The sequence below is a fragment of the Aurantibacillus circumpalustris genome (assembly GCF_029625215.1).
In the GTDB taxonomy this organism is placed as follows: domain Bacteria; phylum Bacteroidota; class Bacteroidia; order B-17B0; family Aurantibacillaceae; genus Aurantibacillus; species Aurantibacillus circumpalustris.
The window spans coordinates 4381067-4398151 of sequence record NZ_CP121197.1 but is presented as its reverse complement, the minus strand read 5'-3'; the positions used below and the strand labels follow the sequence as shown (position 1 = coordinate 4398151).

Sequence of the window (17085 nt, the reverse complement as noted above, 5' to 3'; positions counted from 1 at the left end):
CGATTTATTATGATTTTGTTGTATTAACTATTTTACCTCTTATTTGATTAAGTTTTTGAGTAATCTGACTTAGTTGCTCATCAGAAATAATAACCTCAGTAGTACTATTAATGTATGTAACTTTTTTTGCGGTATCAGTAATTGGCTCTACAAAATTGTATTTAAATTGAATACCCTCATAAACTTCTGCTAGAGCTGTAAGCGCAATGTTTAGTTCAATAACTTCTGGATTATTATAATTTTTAAGGATTTTGATAATACTGTTAATTGCCTGTTTTTGCTCAGCTATTCTAAACCTAATCGCATCAGTAGATTTAACCTTATATGCAGTTAAAGAAAAATGCATACTTTCTATCCAACCGCCAGTCAAAATCAAACTGCTAATATCGGTTCTTTGATTTTCCTTTAAATAAGCATCGCTACCCCTGTATGCAATACCTACAAGAACCATCATACTGTCTTTGTTGGTTATGTTATTTTTTATACGATCCATTGTAGGACCATCGAATGCTGCCGAAATGCCCAGTTTATCAGTAAGTTGTTTTATGGAAGCAAGATATCCTAAAGCATCTTGAGTTTGGTTGTTCAGTGAAACATAACCTAAATCAGCACCGTATATTCCTAAGTTGAGCGCACGAGAAAAATCCGTGGAATAAGTGTTTACTTTATTGGAAGAGCTTAGAATTGATTTATCGTAGGTAACACCGCTCTTTTGTATCAACATTGCTGTCTGAATAGGTGAAGGAACACTAAATAACTCACCGCCAACATTTAAGACCGCTGCTTTAACTGTATCTGGGGTCTCTATTAAATCATCCTTTTCTTCCTCATTCTTACCGCCACCGCAGGAAGCGAAAGAGAAAACAGTTATGGTAAACACCAAGAATTGTTTATTAAACATATATTTAAAAATATTCATCGGTATAATGATGGTTTAAAGGTAGATTAAATTTTACTGCAAGTAAACAAAAATTAATGATATTGACAAAAAAAATGTCCCTTTTCTAAACAATGGTTTTCTTGTGTTTTATAAGTAATATACACGTAATTAGATTACACAATAAAAATTATTTCTCCAAAGTTTTAAGAATTCTTATTTCCTGATTTATAAAATCACGGATGTTATTTTACTATTTCTTCAAATTTCCCAAATCTATAATGTCTATGGTTCTTTATGAAAATTATTCATCACATTTCAAAGGCTAATTGGCAAAAAGTTCCAACTAGAGCACAAAATCAACAAGAAAATAATTTTTGTGTTATAAATATTTGCCTAGCTATTTTAGGCGTCTTTAACCAATAATTTTAGATACTTTAGTACTTTATGAAAATTAACACCGAAGATACAATTGTAGCTTTAGCAACTGCTCATGGAAGCGCCGCTATTGCAGTTATAAGGTTAAGTGGACCTCAAGCTATTCAGATTGTCGATCAGTTTTTTTACACTAAAGACCTCAAAAAAAAATCCTTAATTAAACAACCCTCTCATACAGCAAATTTTGGAATTTTGCTTCATGAAGATGTCATTATTGATGAAGTAATTGTAACTTTATTTATAGGATTAAAATCATATACAGGCCAAAATAGTGTTGAAGTATCCTGCCACGGTTCACCTTTTATTCAACAACAACTTTTAAAACTTTTTTTAAATACTGGTGCTAGAATGGCGCAACCTGGTGAATTTACTATGAGGGCTTTTTTAAATCAAAAACTAGACCTCAGTCAAGCAGAGGCAGTGGCTGATCTTATTGCAAGCAATTCCTCGATTTCTCATCAAGTTGCCATGCAACAAATGCGTGGTGGATTCAGTGATAAAATTAAATTATTAAGAAATAATCTTGTAAACTTTGCTTCGCTAATTGAATTAGAATTAGATTTTAGTGAGGAAGATGTTGAGTTTGCTGACAGAACCGATCTTAAAAATCTAGTCACAACCATCAATTCCGTTATCCGGAAATTAGGAGACAGTTTCGAAATTGGGAATGTGATTAAGAATGGTATTCCTGTAGCCATAGTTGGCAAACCAAATGCAGGAAAATCCACTTTGCTAAATGTATTACTTGAAGATGATCGAGCTATTGTAAGTGAAATTCCTGGCACAACACGAGATACTATTGAAGATGAAATAATTATTGAAGGTGTTTTGTTTAGGTTTATTGATACCGCTGGCCTTAGAATAACATCAGATATAGTAGAACAAATTGGCGTTAATCGGGCCCTTGAAGTAATAAGAAAATCAGCAATTATTATTTATCTATTTGATGCCCACACATTAAGTAGTGGAGATTTAAAAAGAGAAATCGATTTATTAAGTGATTACATTGGATCTTCACAGTTAGTGATTGTTGCGAATAAAATCGACACAGAAAATCAACTAGATTTGAAAGACGAGTTTTCTGATTTCCCCGAAATTATCTACATATCAGCCAAAGGAAACAAGAATGTGAATTTACTTAAACAAAAACTTGTAAATCTTTTTGATACTAGAACTGTGGATACTACAGATACAATTGTTACAAACGCACGACACGCAAACTCTCTTAAAAACGCAAGTGAAGCTTTAAACAAAGTGATAAATGGATTAAATGAAAATATCCCAAGTGATTTATTGGCTCTCGACATTCGTTACGCTCTTGATGAGCTAGGCGCTATTACTGGTGAAGTCACAAATGAGGATCTCCTTGAAAATATATTCACTAAGTTTTGCATCGGAAAGTAATAGTATACTTGCTTTACAATAAAAAAACCGATCTGTAACTACAAATCGGTTTAGTTTTTCAAATTTAAAAAAACATTATTTCTTCTTAGCGTAACGAGTACGGAACTTATCAACGCGACCGGCTGTATCAACCAATACTTGTTTACCTGTATAAAAAGGGTGAGAAGTCATTGATATATCTAATTTAACTAATGGATACTCGTTACCATCTTCCCATTGCAGTGTTTCTTTCGTGTCAGCACATGAACGAGTTAAAAAGGAGTAACCGTTACTCATATCTTTAAATACACACAATCTATAATTTTCAGGATGAATTTCTTTTTTCATTGTAATTTTGTTTTATTATTTCGGGCTGCAAATATACAGCTTAAATTCTAATCTACAAAATTATAGTTATAAACGATAAACTGAAATCAACGTAATAAGTTCGAAAACCCAAATAATTTAACAATTGCAGCCAAATAACTTAACAGGGCCAAAAACACACCTTTTAAAGTGTTAAAACAACAAGATATTAACATCTTGTTGTTTGGGATAATTCAACTTAACTTGTTTATTATCAGATTGTTTTGAGTGTAAACCAATAAAAGTAACCGAGAATATTTGTTTTTTAAAATTCTTTAACTAATTTAGCAGCCTAAGTACATTCTATTACAATGTGCGTCGTAATTCTTAAAAACAAAGTATGAAAAAACTTTTCGTTAAAATTGCCTTTGCAATGGCTGGTTTTACTGGGGTTGCAGTAGCTCAACAGGACCCGCAATTTACTCAATTTATGTATAACAAACTGATCTATAATCCCGGTTACGCTGGTACTACAGGTGCAGTTTGTGGTGTTCTTCAGTACAGAAAGCAATGGATCAGTTTTGATGGTTCTCCTACAACATTTGCACTTTCCGCTGACATGCGTTTGAAAGCTTTGCCTCTTGGAGTGGGTATCACGTTTATGAGTGATAAAATTGGAGCAATGAAAACAAATTATGCCCGTATTGCAGGTTCTTACAATATCACAAAAATAGGTTCGGGTACTTTAGGACTTGGATTAGATGTTGGAATTCTTCAAAAAACAATAAATGACCAATGGATTGTTCCTGAGCCTTTAAAAAATGACCCAAGTATTCCTGGATCAGGCGGTATCGGGCCTAGTGGTGTAGCAACATTCTCAAATGGTGACTTAAATAAATTAACATATGATTTGGGTTTAGGGATATTCTATAACATCCCTGGAAAAGCTTATGTAGGGATATCTTCAACCCATCTTCCTTCTCAACAAATTAAAGAAGGAGACTTAGGGTTCAAAGTAAAGGCTCATTATTATTTAATGGCTGGCTATACATTCCAACCAACAAAATGGAGCAAAATCACACCTAATGTGATGTACAAAAATGACCTTGCTTCTTCTTCTTTGGATGCAAATTTAACTTTCCTTTGGAGCGATATGATATGGCTCGGAGGAACTTACCGTGTGAATGATGCAGCCTCAATTCTGGCTGGATTTCAAAGTCAAGCACTTCGAGGGAATTCTTTAAGTTACAAAGTAGGCGTTTCATATGATTTCACTACACCAAAACTTAAAACCTATGCAAAAGGTTCTGTTGAATTTATCTTAGGTGTTTGCTATTCTCCTCCGGTTAAAAAAACAACAACTTACCGTAGCGATCGCTTTTTGGAATAAAATAATGTGTAACCTTTAAGTGAAAAATTCGTTTAAACCTTTTACAACTAACATTTAATGTTAATAACTTTACAAAAAAGTATCTTAGTAACCTTAGTTAAAGTTGTGGTTATAAACAAAAATAAGTAATATGAAAAAACTCTTGATATTGGCTTTATTCGTCGCGGTTGTTGCAGGTTGCAATAAACGTTCTGGCGAATTAATTGGTGTTATCGGCCGTGAAAAATGGTATCAACCTGACCCTTTTGGCACGTTGTTTATTCCAATGGGAAGTTACCATATGGGTCCCGATGATGAGGAGGCACCAATGGCCCACACAACGAAATCTAAAGTAGTTTCCGTTCAAGCATTCTATATTGATGATTCTGAAATTTCCAATAATGAGTATCGTCAGTTTGTTTATTGGGTAAGAGATTCAATAGCACGTAGATTATTAATTGCAGGTGGACAAGAAGAGGCTTTTGGAATTTCACAAGAAGATTTCCTTGCTGCTTGGCCAGTTTATACAACAGATAATAATTTGCAGGAACCTTATGTGAATTGGACAAATGACATTGAATGGGATTCAGGCGATGAAGAAATCCGTGGAATTTTGCAGCCAATGTATTTACCTGAAGGGGAACGTTTCTACAATAGAAAGGAAATCGATACTAGAAAGCTTAATTATGAGTATTACAGAGTTGATATCCGTTTAGCTGCTTCTAAAACAAACCGATTTATTCCAAATAAGTCTCCTGATGTTCAAGATGCAGCGCATGAGTATAAAAAAGCTGATTATATTAATGGTGTAACTCTAAACGACGGTCAAAATGGAGCAGCTGGTACGCCTGCAACTGCAGTTGCAGATCCTGCAAAAGACAACAAAACACTTGGTACTTACAATGTAAAAGATCAAGTTTCAGTTGGACAAGGGAATTATATTCCTAGGGAACGTAAGGGTGTGGACAGATCCGTATTTATTATTAAGGACATCATAAATGTTTATCCTGATACTCTTGCTTGGGTGCATGATTTCACATACTCTTTCAACGAACCTCTAACTAACATGTATTTTTGGCATCCATCTTACGATGACTATCCTGTTGTTGGTGTTACTTGGAAGCAAGCCCGAGCGTTCAGTATTTGGAGATCAAATTTATTGAATAACTTCCTAATCGGTACTGGACAATCAATTATTAATGATTTCCGTTTACCTACGGAAAGTGAGTGGGAATATGCAGCTCGTGGTGGTCTTGAAAAGTCACCTTATCCATGGGGTGGGCCATACATAAGAAATTCAAAAGGATGTTTTTTAGGGAATTTTAAACCGCTCAGAGGTTCTTATATAGACGACGGTGGTTTTCATACTCTTTATATCTATCAGTATAATCCAAATGATTACGGATTGTATTGCATGGCAGGTAATGCATCTGAGTGGACAAGCAACGCATTTGATGAATCTGCTTACGATTTTCAACACGATTTAAATCCTGATTACGTTTATGAAGCTCAGGATAAAGATGCTAATGTTTTAAAAAGAAAAGTTATACGTGGTGGAAGTTGGAAGGATGTAGGTTATTACTTGCAAACGAGTGCCCGTACTTATGAATATCAAGATACAGCAAAATGTTATTTAGGTTTTCGGAATGTTATGACTTTCCTAGGAAGATCTAAATATGATAACTTTTAAAATTTAAGAAACACAACTAACAAATAATAATAACACAATTAATTAATAAAATCAGCTATGAGTAGATTACCTAAAGTAAAAGGCATGAAAAAAGTCATGCACCTTGGTTCTTGTTTCGGTGCAGCTATCGTTATTCTAGGAGCCTTATTTAAAATTCAACATTATCCTGGAGCAGAGATCATGCTTCCTGTTGGGTTAATTGTTGAGACTATGTTATTTATAGCTTTTGGTCTTGATGTTCCGCACGAAGAGGTTGACTGGACACTTGCTTACCCTGAGTTAGCAGGTATGGGTCACGATGAAACCCCTCAAAATGAAGAAGATGAATCTAATTTACCTATAACTGCTCAATTAGATAATTTATTGGCTGATGCTAAAATTGGACCAGAATTAATAGAAAGTCTTGGTTCTGGTATTAGAGCTTTGACTGATACTACTGGAAAAATTTCTGATATCAGCAACGCTACAGTAGCTACAAATGAATATGTTGATAATGTTAGAAATGCTTCTAAAAATGTGTCTCAGTTATCTGACACTTATAGCCGCGCTGCTGATGCGATGGCTAATTTGGCAGATTCTAATGATGCGGGTAGTTCTATCGGTGATTCCTTAACTAAAGTTTCAAAAAATTTGTCTGCTTTAAACGCTACTTATGAATTGCAATTACAAGGTAGTCAGTCTCATCTGGAGGCAACAAGTAAATTCTATGATGGTTTATCTGAATTAATGAAAAATTTACACGATTCTGTTGATGACACTAAAAAATACCGTCAAGAAATGGCTACTTTATCTAGTAATTTAACTTCGTTAAATACCGTTTACGGAAACATGTTAAGTGCTATGAACGTTAAACCTTCTTAGACTTGTATCTTAAAAGGTATTTCAGACTTATTAATAATTAGTGTATCACTTTACTATAAAACAAATTTAAAAAATGGCAGGCGGAAAAGAAACCCCTAGACAGAAGATGATTGGCTTAATGTACTTAGTACTAACTGCCATGTTAGCCCTTAACGTGTCTAAATCAATCTTAAACGGGTACATTTCAGTGAATGAGAGTTTGGAAAAATCCAAAAAAAATATTGCGGAAAATAACCAACGAATAACTGATGCGTTCAAGTCTTCCATTAATGGTAATGCAGCAGCAGCCCCTTATTTCCAAGAGGCTCAACGTTCTCAGAAAGACATATTTGGTGTTTTTAGGTATATTGATAGTGTTAAGGTTAACATGGTAAGGTATGTACTCGGTGGAGACATGAAAATACCTGAAACAGTTGATAGTATTAAGCTTAGAAAAGATCCTTATAATGGTCAAATTGGTAACTATGATAAACCAATGACTGTGATGCTCGGTACGGGTGATCATCCAAGTGACGGTCCTTTGACAGCGGTTGAGTTGGGAAGAAAATTAACTCAATTACATGACAAGTTAATTGCTCAGCTTGACAAAATGCAAAAAACCGATGGATTACATTTATTAGATGAAGATTATAGTAATTTAAAAAAGAAGATTGGATTCATTAAACCAACACCAATGGGGTTTATTGAAGATAAGCATGAATTTACTTGGGAAGAGGATAACGTCTATCACTTGCCAATGGCGGCTGTTCTTGTGAACTTGAATAAAATGCAGGCCGATCTAAAAAATGTGGAAGCGGAAATTTTACAAGTTTTTAGTGGAGCAAGTGGTAAATTGGCTATTAAATTTGACAATATTTATGCGAAAGTAATTGCACCATCATCATATATTTCTGCGGGTGAACCTTATAAAGCTGAAATATTTTTAGCCGCAACGAATTCAAAACTTGGAGCAGGCGATATGGAAGTTATGGTAGGTGTAGACTCAGCCTCAGCTGCAAAAGGTGGTAAAGGTTCCTCAGTTCCTATTGAATTTGGAATGGGCAAATACTCTGTAGGTACAGGTGCGCCTGGTGATCAAAAATATTCTGGGGTTATTAAATATAAAAAGCCCGATGGTTCTTTTGAATACTATCCATTTAAGGGTGAGTATAAAGTAGCTAAATCTGCCGTGGCTGTTTCTGCTGATCAAATGAATGTATTTTATCGGGGTGTTGTAAACCCAGTTTCTGCTGGTGCAGCAGGCGTTTCTCCAAGTGATATTGTTATTAATGCAGTTGGTGCTGGTGTAAAGTTTGTTCCAAAGGCTGAGGCTGGTAAATATGATTTTACATTTAGTGGAACAGGAGAATGCTCGATAACTGTTTCTAAAAAAGGACCAGATGGGGTAAAACCAGTTGGACCTCCTCAAAAGTTTAGAGTAAAACCTTTACCAAAACCAGATGCTAAAATTGGCGGTAAGTTTGCCCCGGATGAAATGAAAAAAGGCGAATTAAGTACCGTGGCCGCTATTGGTGCTGGTGCTAGTGGGTTTGATTTTCAAGCAAATTATATCGTTCAGAGTTATGAAATTATTGGTAAAATTAAAGGAAGTGTTAAGGTTGCTAGTGGTAATGGTTCTAATCTTTCTGCGGATGCATTGGCTATTTTTCGCGGGGTAGATGTTGGATCGAAAATTTATATAGATATTAAAGTTAAAGGTCCTGATGGGCTTCCTTATAGCTCAACATGCGGAATCAAAATTAACAGATAAATTAAGTAACTATGAGATTTTTCGTACATATTAAATTGATTGCACTTTTTGTATTTTTAGTAAATTCTATTAATGCGCAGCAAAGTATTTTTCAGCCAGGTGATTACAAGGACGGGATTTATGATAAGGAAAATGCAGTAAATAGACGTTTTATCCCTTATACTCACTTACGAGAGGGAGATGTGATTTGGGAAAAACGTATTTGGAGAGTAATTGATATTCGAGAGAAGGTAAATCAACCATTATATTTTCCTGTAGATCCAAACGTAAGTAGAATTTCAATTATGCAATTGATGACAAAATATATTTTGTCAGGTCAAATTATTGCTTTTCATGATGAAGAATTTCTTTCTCCTTATGAAAAAGCGGAAATACGCGAAAAAATGGTTATTAAGAGTGATTCGACTGACTCTGAGCAATTTGATGATCAAGGTAACTCAGTGTTTATTCGTGTTGCTGGTGCAATTGATTCTACTTGGTTATACAACAATTTCTGTGAGATAGAATTGAAGGAGGATTGGTTTTTTGATAAACAAAAGTCTACTCTGGAAGTGAGAATAATAGGATTAGGTTTTGGAGCCGCCATTAAAGGTAAAGAGGACTTAGGATGTGTAAATCAATTTTACGTATACTTTCCAGCCTGTCGTCCTTTTTTCGCAAAACACGAAGTTTTTAATGTAAGAAATGATAGCGAACGTAGGACGTTTGAGGATGTTTTTTGGAAAAGGCAATTTGCAAGTTCGATAAAAAAGGAATCGAATGTTTACGATAGAAAAATTGAACAATATGCTAAAGGGTTAGACGCTCTTTTGGAGTCGGATAAAATTAAGGGAGATATCTTTAAATTTGAACACGATTTGTGGCATTTCTAAAAAAGAATTTAAAATTAAAAAACTTTCCAATTCGGAAAGTTTTTTTTTGCACTTACGCTAAAGCTAATATCGCACATAGATTTAGTTGTATTTTTTATGTATGGTTCTTAAAGAGGTTATATTTACACTTGATCGTAATATAAGTTGTTGATATTTAGTTTATATAAAATTCTAAATTATGAGCTGAAGTGTGATTAACTGTTTTTGATTTTAAAAACAATATATTTTCCCTTTCAGAACCATATCTTTGTTATTTCTGAAAATTAATTCGAGTATGCCTTTATTGATATTGTTGCTATAAGAAATATTGTCGTCATTGTACGAGGTTACTTAGGTTTGTGTAACAAGAATTTTACCCCTTGTTCTTTTTTAGAAGAATTAATTAAAAATTTGATCCATAAAATAACATGAATTTCACAATAGTCGTATTATTCTTATTGATATTTCTTGTTACACTTTGTTTTGTTTTTATTTCACGAAAAAGAAGAAAACAACTGGCTGTAATAGAAAGTTTAGTATCCGAAAAGGAGGCATTAGAAAAATCCTTCAATGAATTAAAAGCAAACACTCCTTCTCATCAATTTGAAAAAGAACAAGCTGAGCTTGAAAAGAAGAAGATGGCGGAAAAGAACCGTAAGCTTTGGCAAATGAGTGAAACAGTTCATAAGGAGAGAAGAAAGGTAGATGAGGATAATGAACGTCTTACATTAGAAAAGGAGAAGCTGGAAGGTGAGAAGAAAAAACTAGACGAGAAAGTAAAAAAATTATGGAGTACAAGTACTGCCATACATAAGGAAAAGGAAAGAATTAATGAATTAAAGATAGAGATTGAACATAAACATCAGGAGATTTTGGATAGTGTTAATTACGCGAAACGAATTCAGAATGCATTGTTAGCAAGCGATGCGCTTCTCAAGGAAAATCTACCAGAACACTTTGTTTTATTTCAACCTAAAGATATTGTTAGCGGTGATTTTTATTGGGGCGCAAAACTAAACGAGAATAATTTTTCTTTAGTAACTGCTGATAGCACAGGGCATGGGGTGCCAGGAGCGATTATGAGTATCTTAAATATCTCCTGTTTAAGTGAAGCTGTTAATGCGGAAAAATTAATTCTTCCAAATGAAATTCTAGATTATACTAGAAAGCGAATAATGGAGCACATGGCTAATGACGGTAGTATTGATGGTGGAAAAGATGGGATGGACGCATTAATCTGTAATTTCGATTTTAAAAATAACAAACTTCAGTTTGCAGCAGCCAATAATTCATTATGGCTAATTCGTAACAATGAACTAGTGGATTACAAAGCCGATAAAATGCCTGTGGGTAAACCAATGGGAGAAATAAAACCGTTTACATTACAAGAAATTCAACTTGAGAAGGGCGATCTTATTATTGCTTTTACAGATGGGTTTGCCGACCAATTTGGTGGACCGTATGGCAAAAAATTCATGTATAAACCGCTGAAGGAACTATTGATTAATATCAATCAACTAAGTTTAAAAGACATAAAGAAAGAATTGAAAAGCAAGTTTAATCAATGGAAATCAACTGCTGAGCAAGTAGATGATGTGCTAATAATTGGTGTCAGAATTTAGGTGAATTATAAGTATTTAGAGATGAAAATCTTGCACTTTGGTTTGTCTGTTAAAAATTCTAAATTTCACCAAGTAATTTCAAATCTTGGTATATTTGTTGATACGCTTAGTAACTATGAAAAAAGGAATTGTATTTATTGTTTTATTGTTTGTTTTTAGCTCATCTTTTTCTCAAAAACAGGCTCCAGAAAAAAAATTCTCGTTTAAAGTAGATGGATCGATAAGGAATTACTCCGGAAAAGTTGTCTATGTATCTCATAAATCAGGGGAAACTGAAATTAAAGACTCCGCAAGAATTTCTGGGGAAAAATTTTCGTTTAACCTAAAGAATACCGAGCCGACTCTCTATTGGTTTAGTATTAAAACAGACCCAACATTGGTTTTTTTATTTGCAGATGAAACAAACGCAAAAGTTAAATTAATCGCAGACTCAATGATGTACTCGGTTGTTGAAGCTGGTTCGTTACAGAATGAATATTTTGAATATCGAAACTTTATAAACAATTTGATCGCTGTTCAGCAAAAGCTGCAGACGGATTTTAATACAGCGATGCAGAACAATGATTTGAATGCGCAAAATGCTATTAAAGTAGAATATCAGAATTTAAACACGCAATACATGGCGGGTTTGAAAAACTACCTTAAAACGCACCCTAAGTCCCCTGTAAGCGCATATATAATTGGCAATGATCTTAACAATGCCGCCATTCCACTCTCGGAGGTAATAGAAGCTTTATCATACATTGATAAGAGTTTAGATGGAAATTCAAATATTAAATCGGCTAACAAAAGAGTGGAAGCTGCAAAGGGAACCATGGTTGGTTACAAAGCAACTGATTTTTCTCAAAATACACCTGAAGGAAAAAAAGTAAGTCTTTCTGATTTCAGAGGGAAGTATGTTTTAATTGATTTTTGGGCAAGTTGGTGCAGGCCGTGCAGAATGGAAAACCCTAATGTTGTTGCTGCTTATGCGCGTTATAAAGATAAAGGCTTTACAGTTTTAGGAGTTTCAATGGATTCCAATAAAGATCCTTGGGTGAATGCAATTCAGCAGGATAATTTAACATGGACTCACATCAGTGATTTAAAGGGATGGGGAAATGAAGTTGGTAAAATGTATGGTGTAACAGGAATCCCACAGAACTATTTAATAGACAAGGATGGTAAAATAATAGCTAAAGACCTTCGTGGTACTGCGCTTGACGAAAAACTCGCCGAAATCATCAAATAATCCATCAGAAGAACTAAATTTGCACAAAATTTTTTAAAGTATGAAGAATAAAAGCCTAATTGTTGTTGCTTTAACCGTTACTACATTTGTAAATAGTATTAAAGCTCAAGATCCTGTTGTAATGACAATTAACGAGAAACCCATTAAAAAATCTGAATTCGAAGCTGTTTATCATAAAAACAATGGTAAAGAAACATCTGCTAGTTCTAAATCTATAAAAGAATATGTAGATTTATTTTCCCTGTATAAGAGCAAAGTTTTTGAGGCGGAAAGTCTTGGTTTGGATACATTGGAATCTTTCAAATCTGAGTTGGCTGGCTATAGAAGACAGTTGGCAGCGCCTTATCTTACAGATAAAAATACGAATGAAAGTTTATTAACTGAAGCTTACGAGCGAATGAAGTCTGAGGTTCGTGCTAGTCACATTCTCATTAAATTGGATGAATCTGCTTTGCCTAAAGATACTCTTGAGGCTTGGACAAGAATTAATATTATAAGAAATGCAGTTTTGGGAAAACTTCCAACCCAAGCTGATATAGCTAATTACGAAAAGCTATTACGAAACACTACAGAAGTATCAAAGCGTTTAAAGAATCAAGATAGTACACTGTTATTTGCTAGGACAAAGCTTATTAAGAGCCTAGCAGCCAATTCACGAAACGAAGCGGATAAGTTTATTGCTTTTGCAAGCATTTGTAGCGACGACCCTTCTGCGTCTGAAAACAAAGGAGATTTAAACTACTTTTCGGCACTCGATATGGTGTATCCATTTGAGTCTGCTGCATATAATACGGCTGTTGGTGAGATTAGTCCGATTGTACGTACAAGATTTGGATATCATATTTTAAAGGTTTATGACAAGAGAGTTAGTCGTGGTGAATTAACTGTAGCTCATATCATGTCAAAATTCCCTAAAGAGGCAAGTGAACAGGACAAGAAAAACGCCAAGGTAAAAATTGATGAAATTTACACGAAATTAAAAGCTGGTCAAAATTTCGAAGAGCTTGCGCGCCAGTTCAGTGATGACAAGCAAAGTAGCGACAGGGGTGGTCAACTTCAACCTTTTAAGGGAGGACGTTTACCAAAATCATTTGAAGATGCAGCTTTTGGTTTGAGAAATAATAATGATATCAGTACTCCGGTGCTTACCCCATTTGGATGGCATATAATTAAACGGATGGATTTAAAAGTACTCCCTACTTTTGATGAAATCAAGAATGAATTGAAGGCACGTGTAGCGCGAGACAGCAGATCTCAAATGGGACGTGTCGCTCTAATTGAAAAAATTAAGAAAGAAAATGGGTTCAAAGAGAATGCGAAAAATTTGGCTGACTTTGTAAAGATTATAGATTCAACTTATTTAAAAGCAACTTGGAAAGCAGAGAGAGCTTCAAAGCTTGGTAATAAGGAGATATTTAACCTTGCTGGAAAGTCATATACACAAAATGACTTTGCGAAATTCATGGAGACGCAAATGACATATAAAACAAACGCTGATCTAAATGAATTAGTAAGGAGCACATACAAAACATGGGTAGAAGAATCTATGGTTGCTTATGAAGATTCTCACTTGGAAAAAAAGTATGTTGAGTTTGCAAATTTGTACCGTGAGTACAGAGATGGGATTTTGTTGTTTGACCTTACGGATCAAAAGGTGTGGAGTAGGGCAGTGAAGGACACTGCTGGTTTAAGAGCGTTCTATGAGGGGAATAAGAATAATTATCTTTGGGATGAGCGTGCTGATGTTACTACCTACAAATGTTTGAATGAGAAAGTAGCAAAAGATGTTCGTAAATCTTTAAAAGCTGGTAAGTCAGAGAAACAAATAACAGATGCTCTAAATAAATCTTCTCAGTTAAACGTTTCTGTAGAAAACATTACGTATTTGAAAGGTGAAAATAAAAATGTAGACGCTAATTGGAAGAGCGGTGTTCTTGAAAATGATATTAAGGAAGAAAATAACATTAATGTTATAGTAGTAAATAAACTGTCACCAAAAACGCCTAAAACTTTAGGAGAATGTCGTGGAAGTGTTACTGCTGATTATCAGAATTACTTGGACAAAGAATGGCTGTCTTATTTAAAGAGTAAATACATAGTGAAATTAAATCAAGAAGCTTTAGATACCGTTAAATAGGTTTAGTAAAAATTTAACTAGCCGGCTGTTTAGATAAAACAGCCGGTTTTTTTTATTATATTATTTTGATCTAAAGAAGTTTAATTTAACTTTAACCCAAATTGTGAGCGTGAAGCAAATTGCCTATATATTATTTTTAACTACCTTTTTTACATGTAAAAATGCTGTTGATACAAAAGAGAATAAGGATCTAAGAATCATAGCCACAGCGGGAAACGAAAGCTTGGATATAAGTGAATACAATACCGAGTTTATTAGCACAGGTATAATTAAGGATAGTATTTACAACGCGAAAAAATCAATAGAAAATTGGGCTACTGATGCTTTGTTTTATCAGGAAGCCATTGATAAATTGAGTGAGGATGAAATTGATATTGAAAAGCAAGTAGAATCCTATAGACGTTCATTAATAAATTACATTTATCAAACCAAGTTAATAGAAGCTAATTTGGATACTGTAATAAATAGGTCTGAAATTGAATCTTACTACGAAGAACACCGTGACAATTTTATATTAAATGAAAACATTATTAAAGTAAATTATTTTAAAATACCTGTCAGAACTCCTGCGCTTCCAAAGATCAAAAAATTATTAAATTCATTTAACCCAAAAGACAAGGAATTACTGAATGACCTTTGTGTTCAGAATGCTGAGAATTTTTTTATGAATGACAGTACATGGCTTTTCTTGGAGGATATTAAAAAAGAAATTCCCGCTTTAAGAGAGCAGCCTGACTTTAATTTAAGCCCTGGTAGGGTTGTTGAGTTTGCTGATGACGAGTTTTATTATTATTTAAAAGTGAAGGATGTAAAAGTTAAGAACGGACTATCCCCAATAAATTTTGAAGCAAATAATATTAAAAAATATATTATTAATATCCGGAAAACAGCCTTGGTGATGGAGTACAAAAAGAATCTTCTAGAAAAGGCTAAAGCAGATAAAAAATTTACTATAAATTAAATTTTTATACCAATCACAAGTATATCATCAACCTGTTCATGATCTCCGCGCCAGGCGTTATTCATGTTATTTAGTAAGTTTTTTTGTGCTGAAAATCTAAGGTGTGAATTATTAATGAGTATTTCCTCAAACTGCTTATATCGAAATTTTTTACCTTTTGGTCCGCCAAACTGATCTGCAAAACCATCTGTAAAGGTATAAATACAGTCTCCTTCGTTTAAAGAAATGCTTTCCGAAGTAAAAAGTTTATTCAAATCGCTATAGCCGCAAGATTGACGATTAGCTTTATATTCAATAAATTCTTTTCCGTTTTCAAATTTGGAATTGTTTCGTATTAAATAAATATCGTTGTTGGCGGATGAAAAGGTAAGTTTTTTTTCATTTTTATTTATTCTGCAAACCGTTATATCCATTCCATCTTTATTTTGACCAACGTTTCCAGATTGATTTAATGTACTTATAATTTTATCCCGCATTAAGTTTAGTACTTTGGCTGGATCTTGAACTTCCTGCCCAACAATAATCTCATCTAAAAAAGAAAGACCCAGCATAGTCATAAATCCACCAGGGACGCCGTGCCCGGTGCAATCTGCCGTTACGTAAAACGTAGTGCCATTTTTTTCGTGTATCCAATAAAAATCACCACTTACAATATCTTTTGGTTTAAATAAAACAAAACTATCATTAAAGTGAGAGTTAAATTTCTGTTCAGAGGGTATGAAAGCATTTTGAATGTTTTTGGCATAATTAATACTATCTGTTATTTCACGATTTTTTTCTTCAAGCGAATCTTTTTGACTTTGAATTTCTATTTTTTGAAGAAGTAATTCCTCGTGTTTTTGTTCTATTAATTTTTTTGAATGTTCTAATTCCAAACGAAATTTTATTTCATTATAAGTCAGCCTATAACGTGTTCGGATTGTGAATATGCAGAATATAATAACTGAAAGAGTTATTAAACCGCCATTAATTAGAAAATCTTCTACGGATAAAATACTATTCAATTTATAAAAAATAATATTTGCAATCACTGTTATTGCTGCAAGAATAAAGGAAAATTTCAGCTCCCAAAGTGCAAGCATTGCAACACCTATAAATAGAACCATATAGGCATAGGCATGTTTTTGGAAGTGTGCAATATCCATAACACTCCACATGTAGGCGTTTTGAATAGAAATGCCTAGAATTAAAATAAACATACAGGTAAAAATGTTTAAGCCAAGACTATTTCTAAAGAAAATGAGTACCGCTGCTGATAAGGAAACAGCAAGCCTGAAAATTAAAAAGGGAATCAGGTATTCTTTTATAACAAAGTAATCACTGATAAACCAAACAATATTTAAAATTAGACCTACCCAACAAGCTATAACATGAAACTTTTCAATGGATTTATTGAATTCGTGTTTTATGATACTTTCTGATATACTTGTTTCTGCCATTCTTATAACTAAGCGTTGAAGGTTGAAAGATACATGTTTGCGAGATTTAGGTTAGACTTATTAAGCTTTTCTTTATATACGAAAAGTTTAAGATTTTGGATGATTTGTAGCCCAAAATAGGAAAGTATCAAAGTGTAAAACCATAGTGATACCCATAATATTTAGGCTAC

13 protein-coding genes are annotated in these 17085 nt (G+C 33.8%); 10 read left to right on the top strand and 3 right to left on the bottom strand.

The window, feature by feature from the left end; genetic code table 11:
- Positions 1–7: 7 nt before the first annotated feature.
- Positions 8–901, bottom strand: a complete 894-nt coding sequence (locus tag P2086_RS18170; RefSeq protein WP_317898189.1) for a hypothetical protein — start codon at positions 899–901, stop codon at positions 8–10.
- A gap of 423 nt (positions 902–1324) precedes the next feature.
- On the opposite strand from P2086_RS18170, the gene mnmE reads away from it, so the two are divergent.
- Positions 1325–2719 (top strand): tRNA uridine-5-carboxymethylaminomethyl(34) synthesis GTPase MnmE, encoded by a 1395-nt coding sequence (mnmE, locus tag P2086_RS18165; RefSeq protein ID WP_317898188.1) that lies wholly within the window; start codon positions 1325–1327, stop codon positions 2717–2719.
- 75 nt (positions 2720–2794) lie between these two features.
- Here the strand turns inward: mnmE and P2086_RS18160 are convergent, their stop codons facing one another.
- Complete coding sequence (locus tag P2086_RS18160; protein WP_317898187.1) at positions 2795–3046, bottom strand: type B 50S ribosomal protein L31; 252 nt, start codon at positions 3044–3046, stop codon at positions 2795–2797.
- Between the two features lie 358 nt (positions 3047–3404).
- Here P2086_RS18160 and P2086_RS18155 point away from each other — a divergent pair, with 358 nt between their 5' ends.
- From P2086_RS18155 to P2086_RS18115, 9 genes are all read left to right on the top strand, one after another.
- Positions 3405–4394: a PorP/SprF family type IX secretion system membrane protein gene (locus P2086_RS18155; RefSeq protein ID WP_317898186.1), complete on the top strand. Its 990-nt coding sequence runs from the start codon at positions 3405–3407 to the stop codon at positions 4392–4394.
- Positions 4395–4524: 130 nt separating this feature from the next.
- Positions 4525–6063: a T9SS ring complex lipoprotein PorK/GldK gene (gene porK / locus P2086_RS18150; RefSeq protein WP_317898185.1), complete on the top strand. Its 1539-nt coding sequence runs from the start codon at positions 4525–4527 to the stop codon at positions 6061–6063.
- 57 nt (positions 6064–6120) lie between these two features.
- The gene (gene porL / locus P2086_RS18145; RefSeq protein WP_317898184.1) at positions 6121–6924 is read left to right on the top strand and encodes a type IX secretion system motor protein PorL/GldL; all 804 of its coding nucleotides are present in this window, start codon (positions 6121–6123) and stop codon (positions 6922–6924) included.
- A 73-nt stretch (positions 6925–6997) separates the two neighbouring features.
- Positions 6998–8674 carry a type IX secretion system motor protein PorM/GldM gene (gene porM / locus P2086_RS18140; RefSeq protein ID WP_317898183.1) on the top strand — a complete coding sequence of 559 codons (1677 nt, stop codon included), beginning with the start codon at positions 6998–7000 and terminating at the stop codon, positions 8672–8674.
- An 11-nt stretch (positions 8675–8685) separates the two neighbouring features.
- Positions 8686–9546 carry a type IX secretion system ring subunit PorN/GldN gene (gene porN, locus P2086_RS18135; RefSeq protein ID WP_317898182.1) on the top strand — a complete coding sequence of 287 codons (861 nt, stop codon included), beginning with the start codon at positions 8686–8688 and terminating at the stop codon, positions 9544–9546.
- 407 nt (positions 9547–9953) lie between these two features.
- A complete protein-coding gene (locus P2086_RS18130) occupies positions 9954–11147 on the top strand; it encodes a PP2C family protein-serine/threonine phosphatase (protein ID WP_317898181.1) in 1194 nt (397 codons plus the stop codon).
- Positions 11148–11262: 115 nt separating this feature from the next.
- Positions 11263–12378, top strand: coding sequence for a redoxin domain-containing protein (locus tag P2086_RS18125; RefSeq protein WP_317898180.1), 1116 nt, complete (start codon positions 11263–11265; stop codon positions 12376–12378).
- 40 nt (positions 12379–12418) lie between these two features.
- On the top strand, positions 12419–14515 hold the full coding sequence (locus tag P2086_RS18120; RefSeq protein WP_317898179.1) for a peptidylprolyl isomerase: 2097 nt from the start codon (positions 12419–12421) through the stop codon (positions 14513–14515).
- 103 nt (positions 14516–14618) lie between these two features.
- The gene (locus P2086_RS18115; protein ID WP_317898178.1) at positions 14619–15476 is read left to right on the top strand and encodes a hypothetical protein; all 858 of its coding nucleotides are present in this window, start codon (positions 14619–14621) and stop codon (positions 15474–15476) included.
- Here P2086_RS18115 and P2086_RS18110 read toward each other — a convergent pair.
- Positions 15473–16915 carry a PP2C family protein-serine/threonine phosphatase gene (locus P2086_RS18110; RefSeq protein WP_317898177.1) on the bottom strand — a complete coding sequence of 481 codons (1443 nt, stop codon included), beginning with the start codon at positions 16913–16915 and terminating at the stop codon, positions 15473–15475. The genes P2086_RS18115 and P2086_RS18110 overlap by 4 nt on opposite strands.
- Positions 16916–17085: the final 170 nt, after the last annotated feature.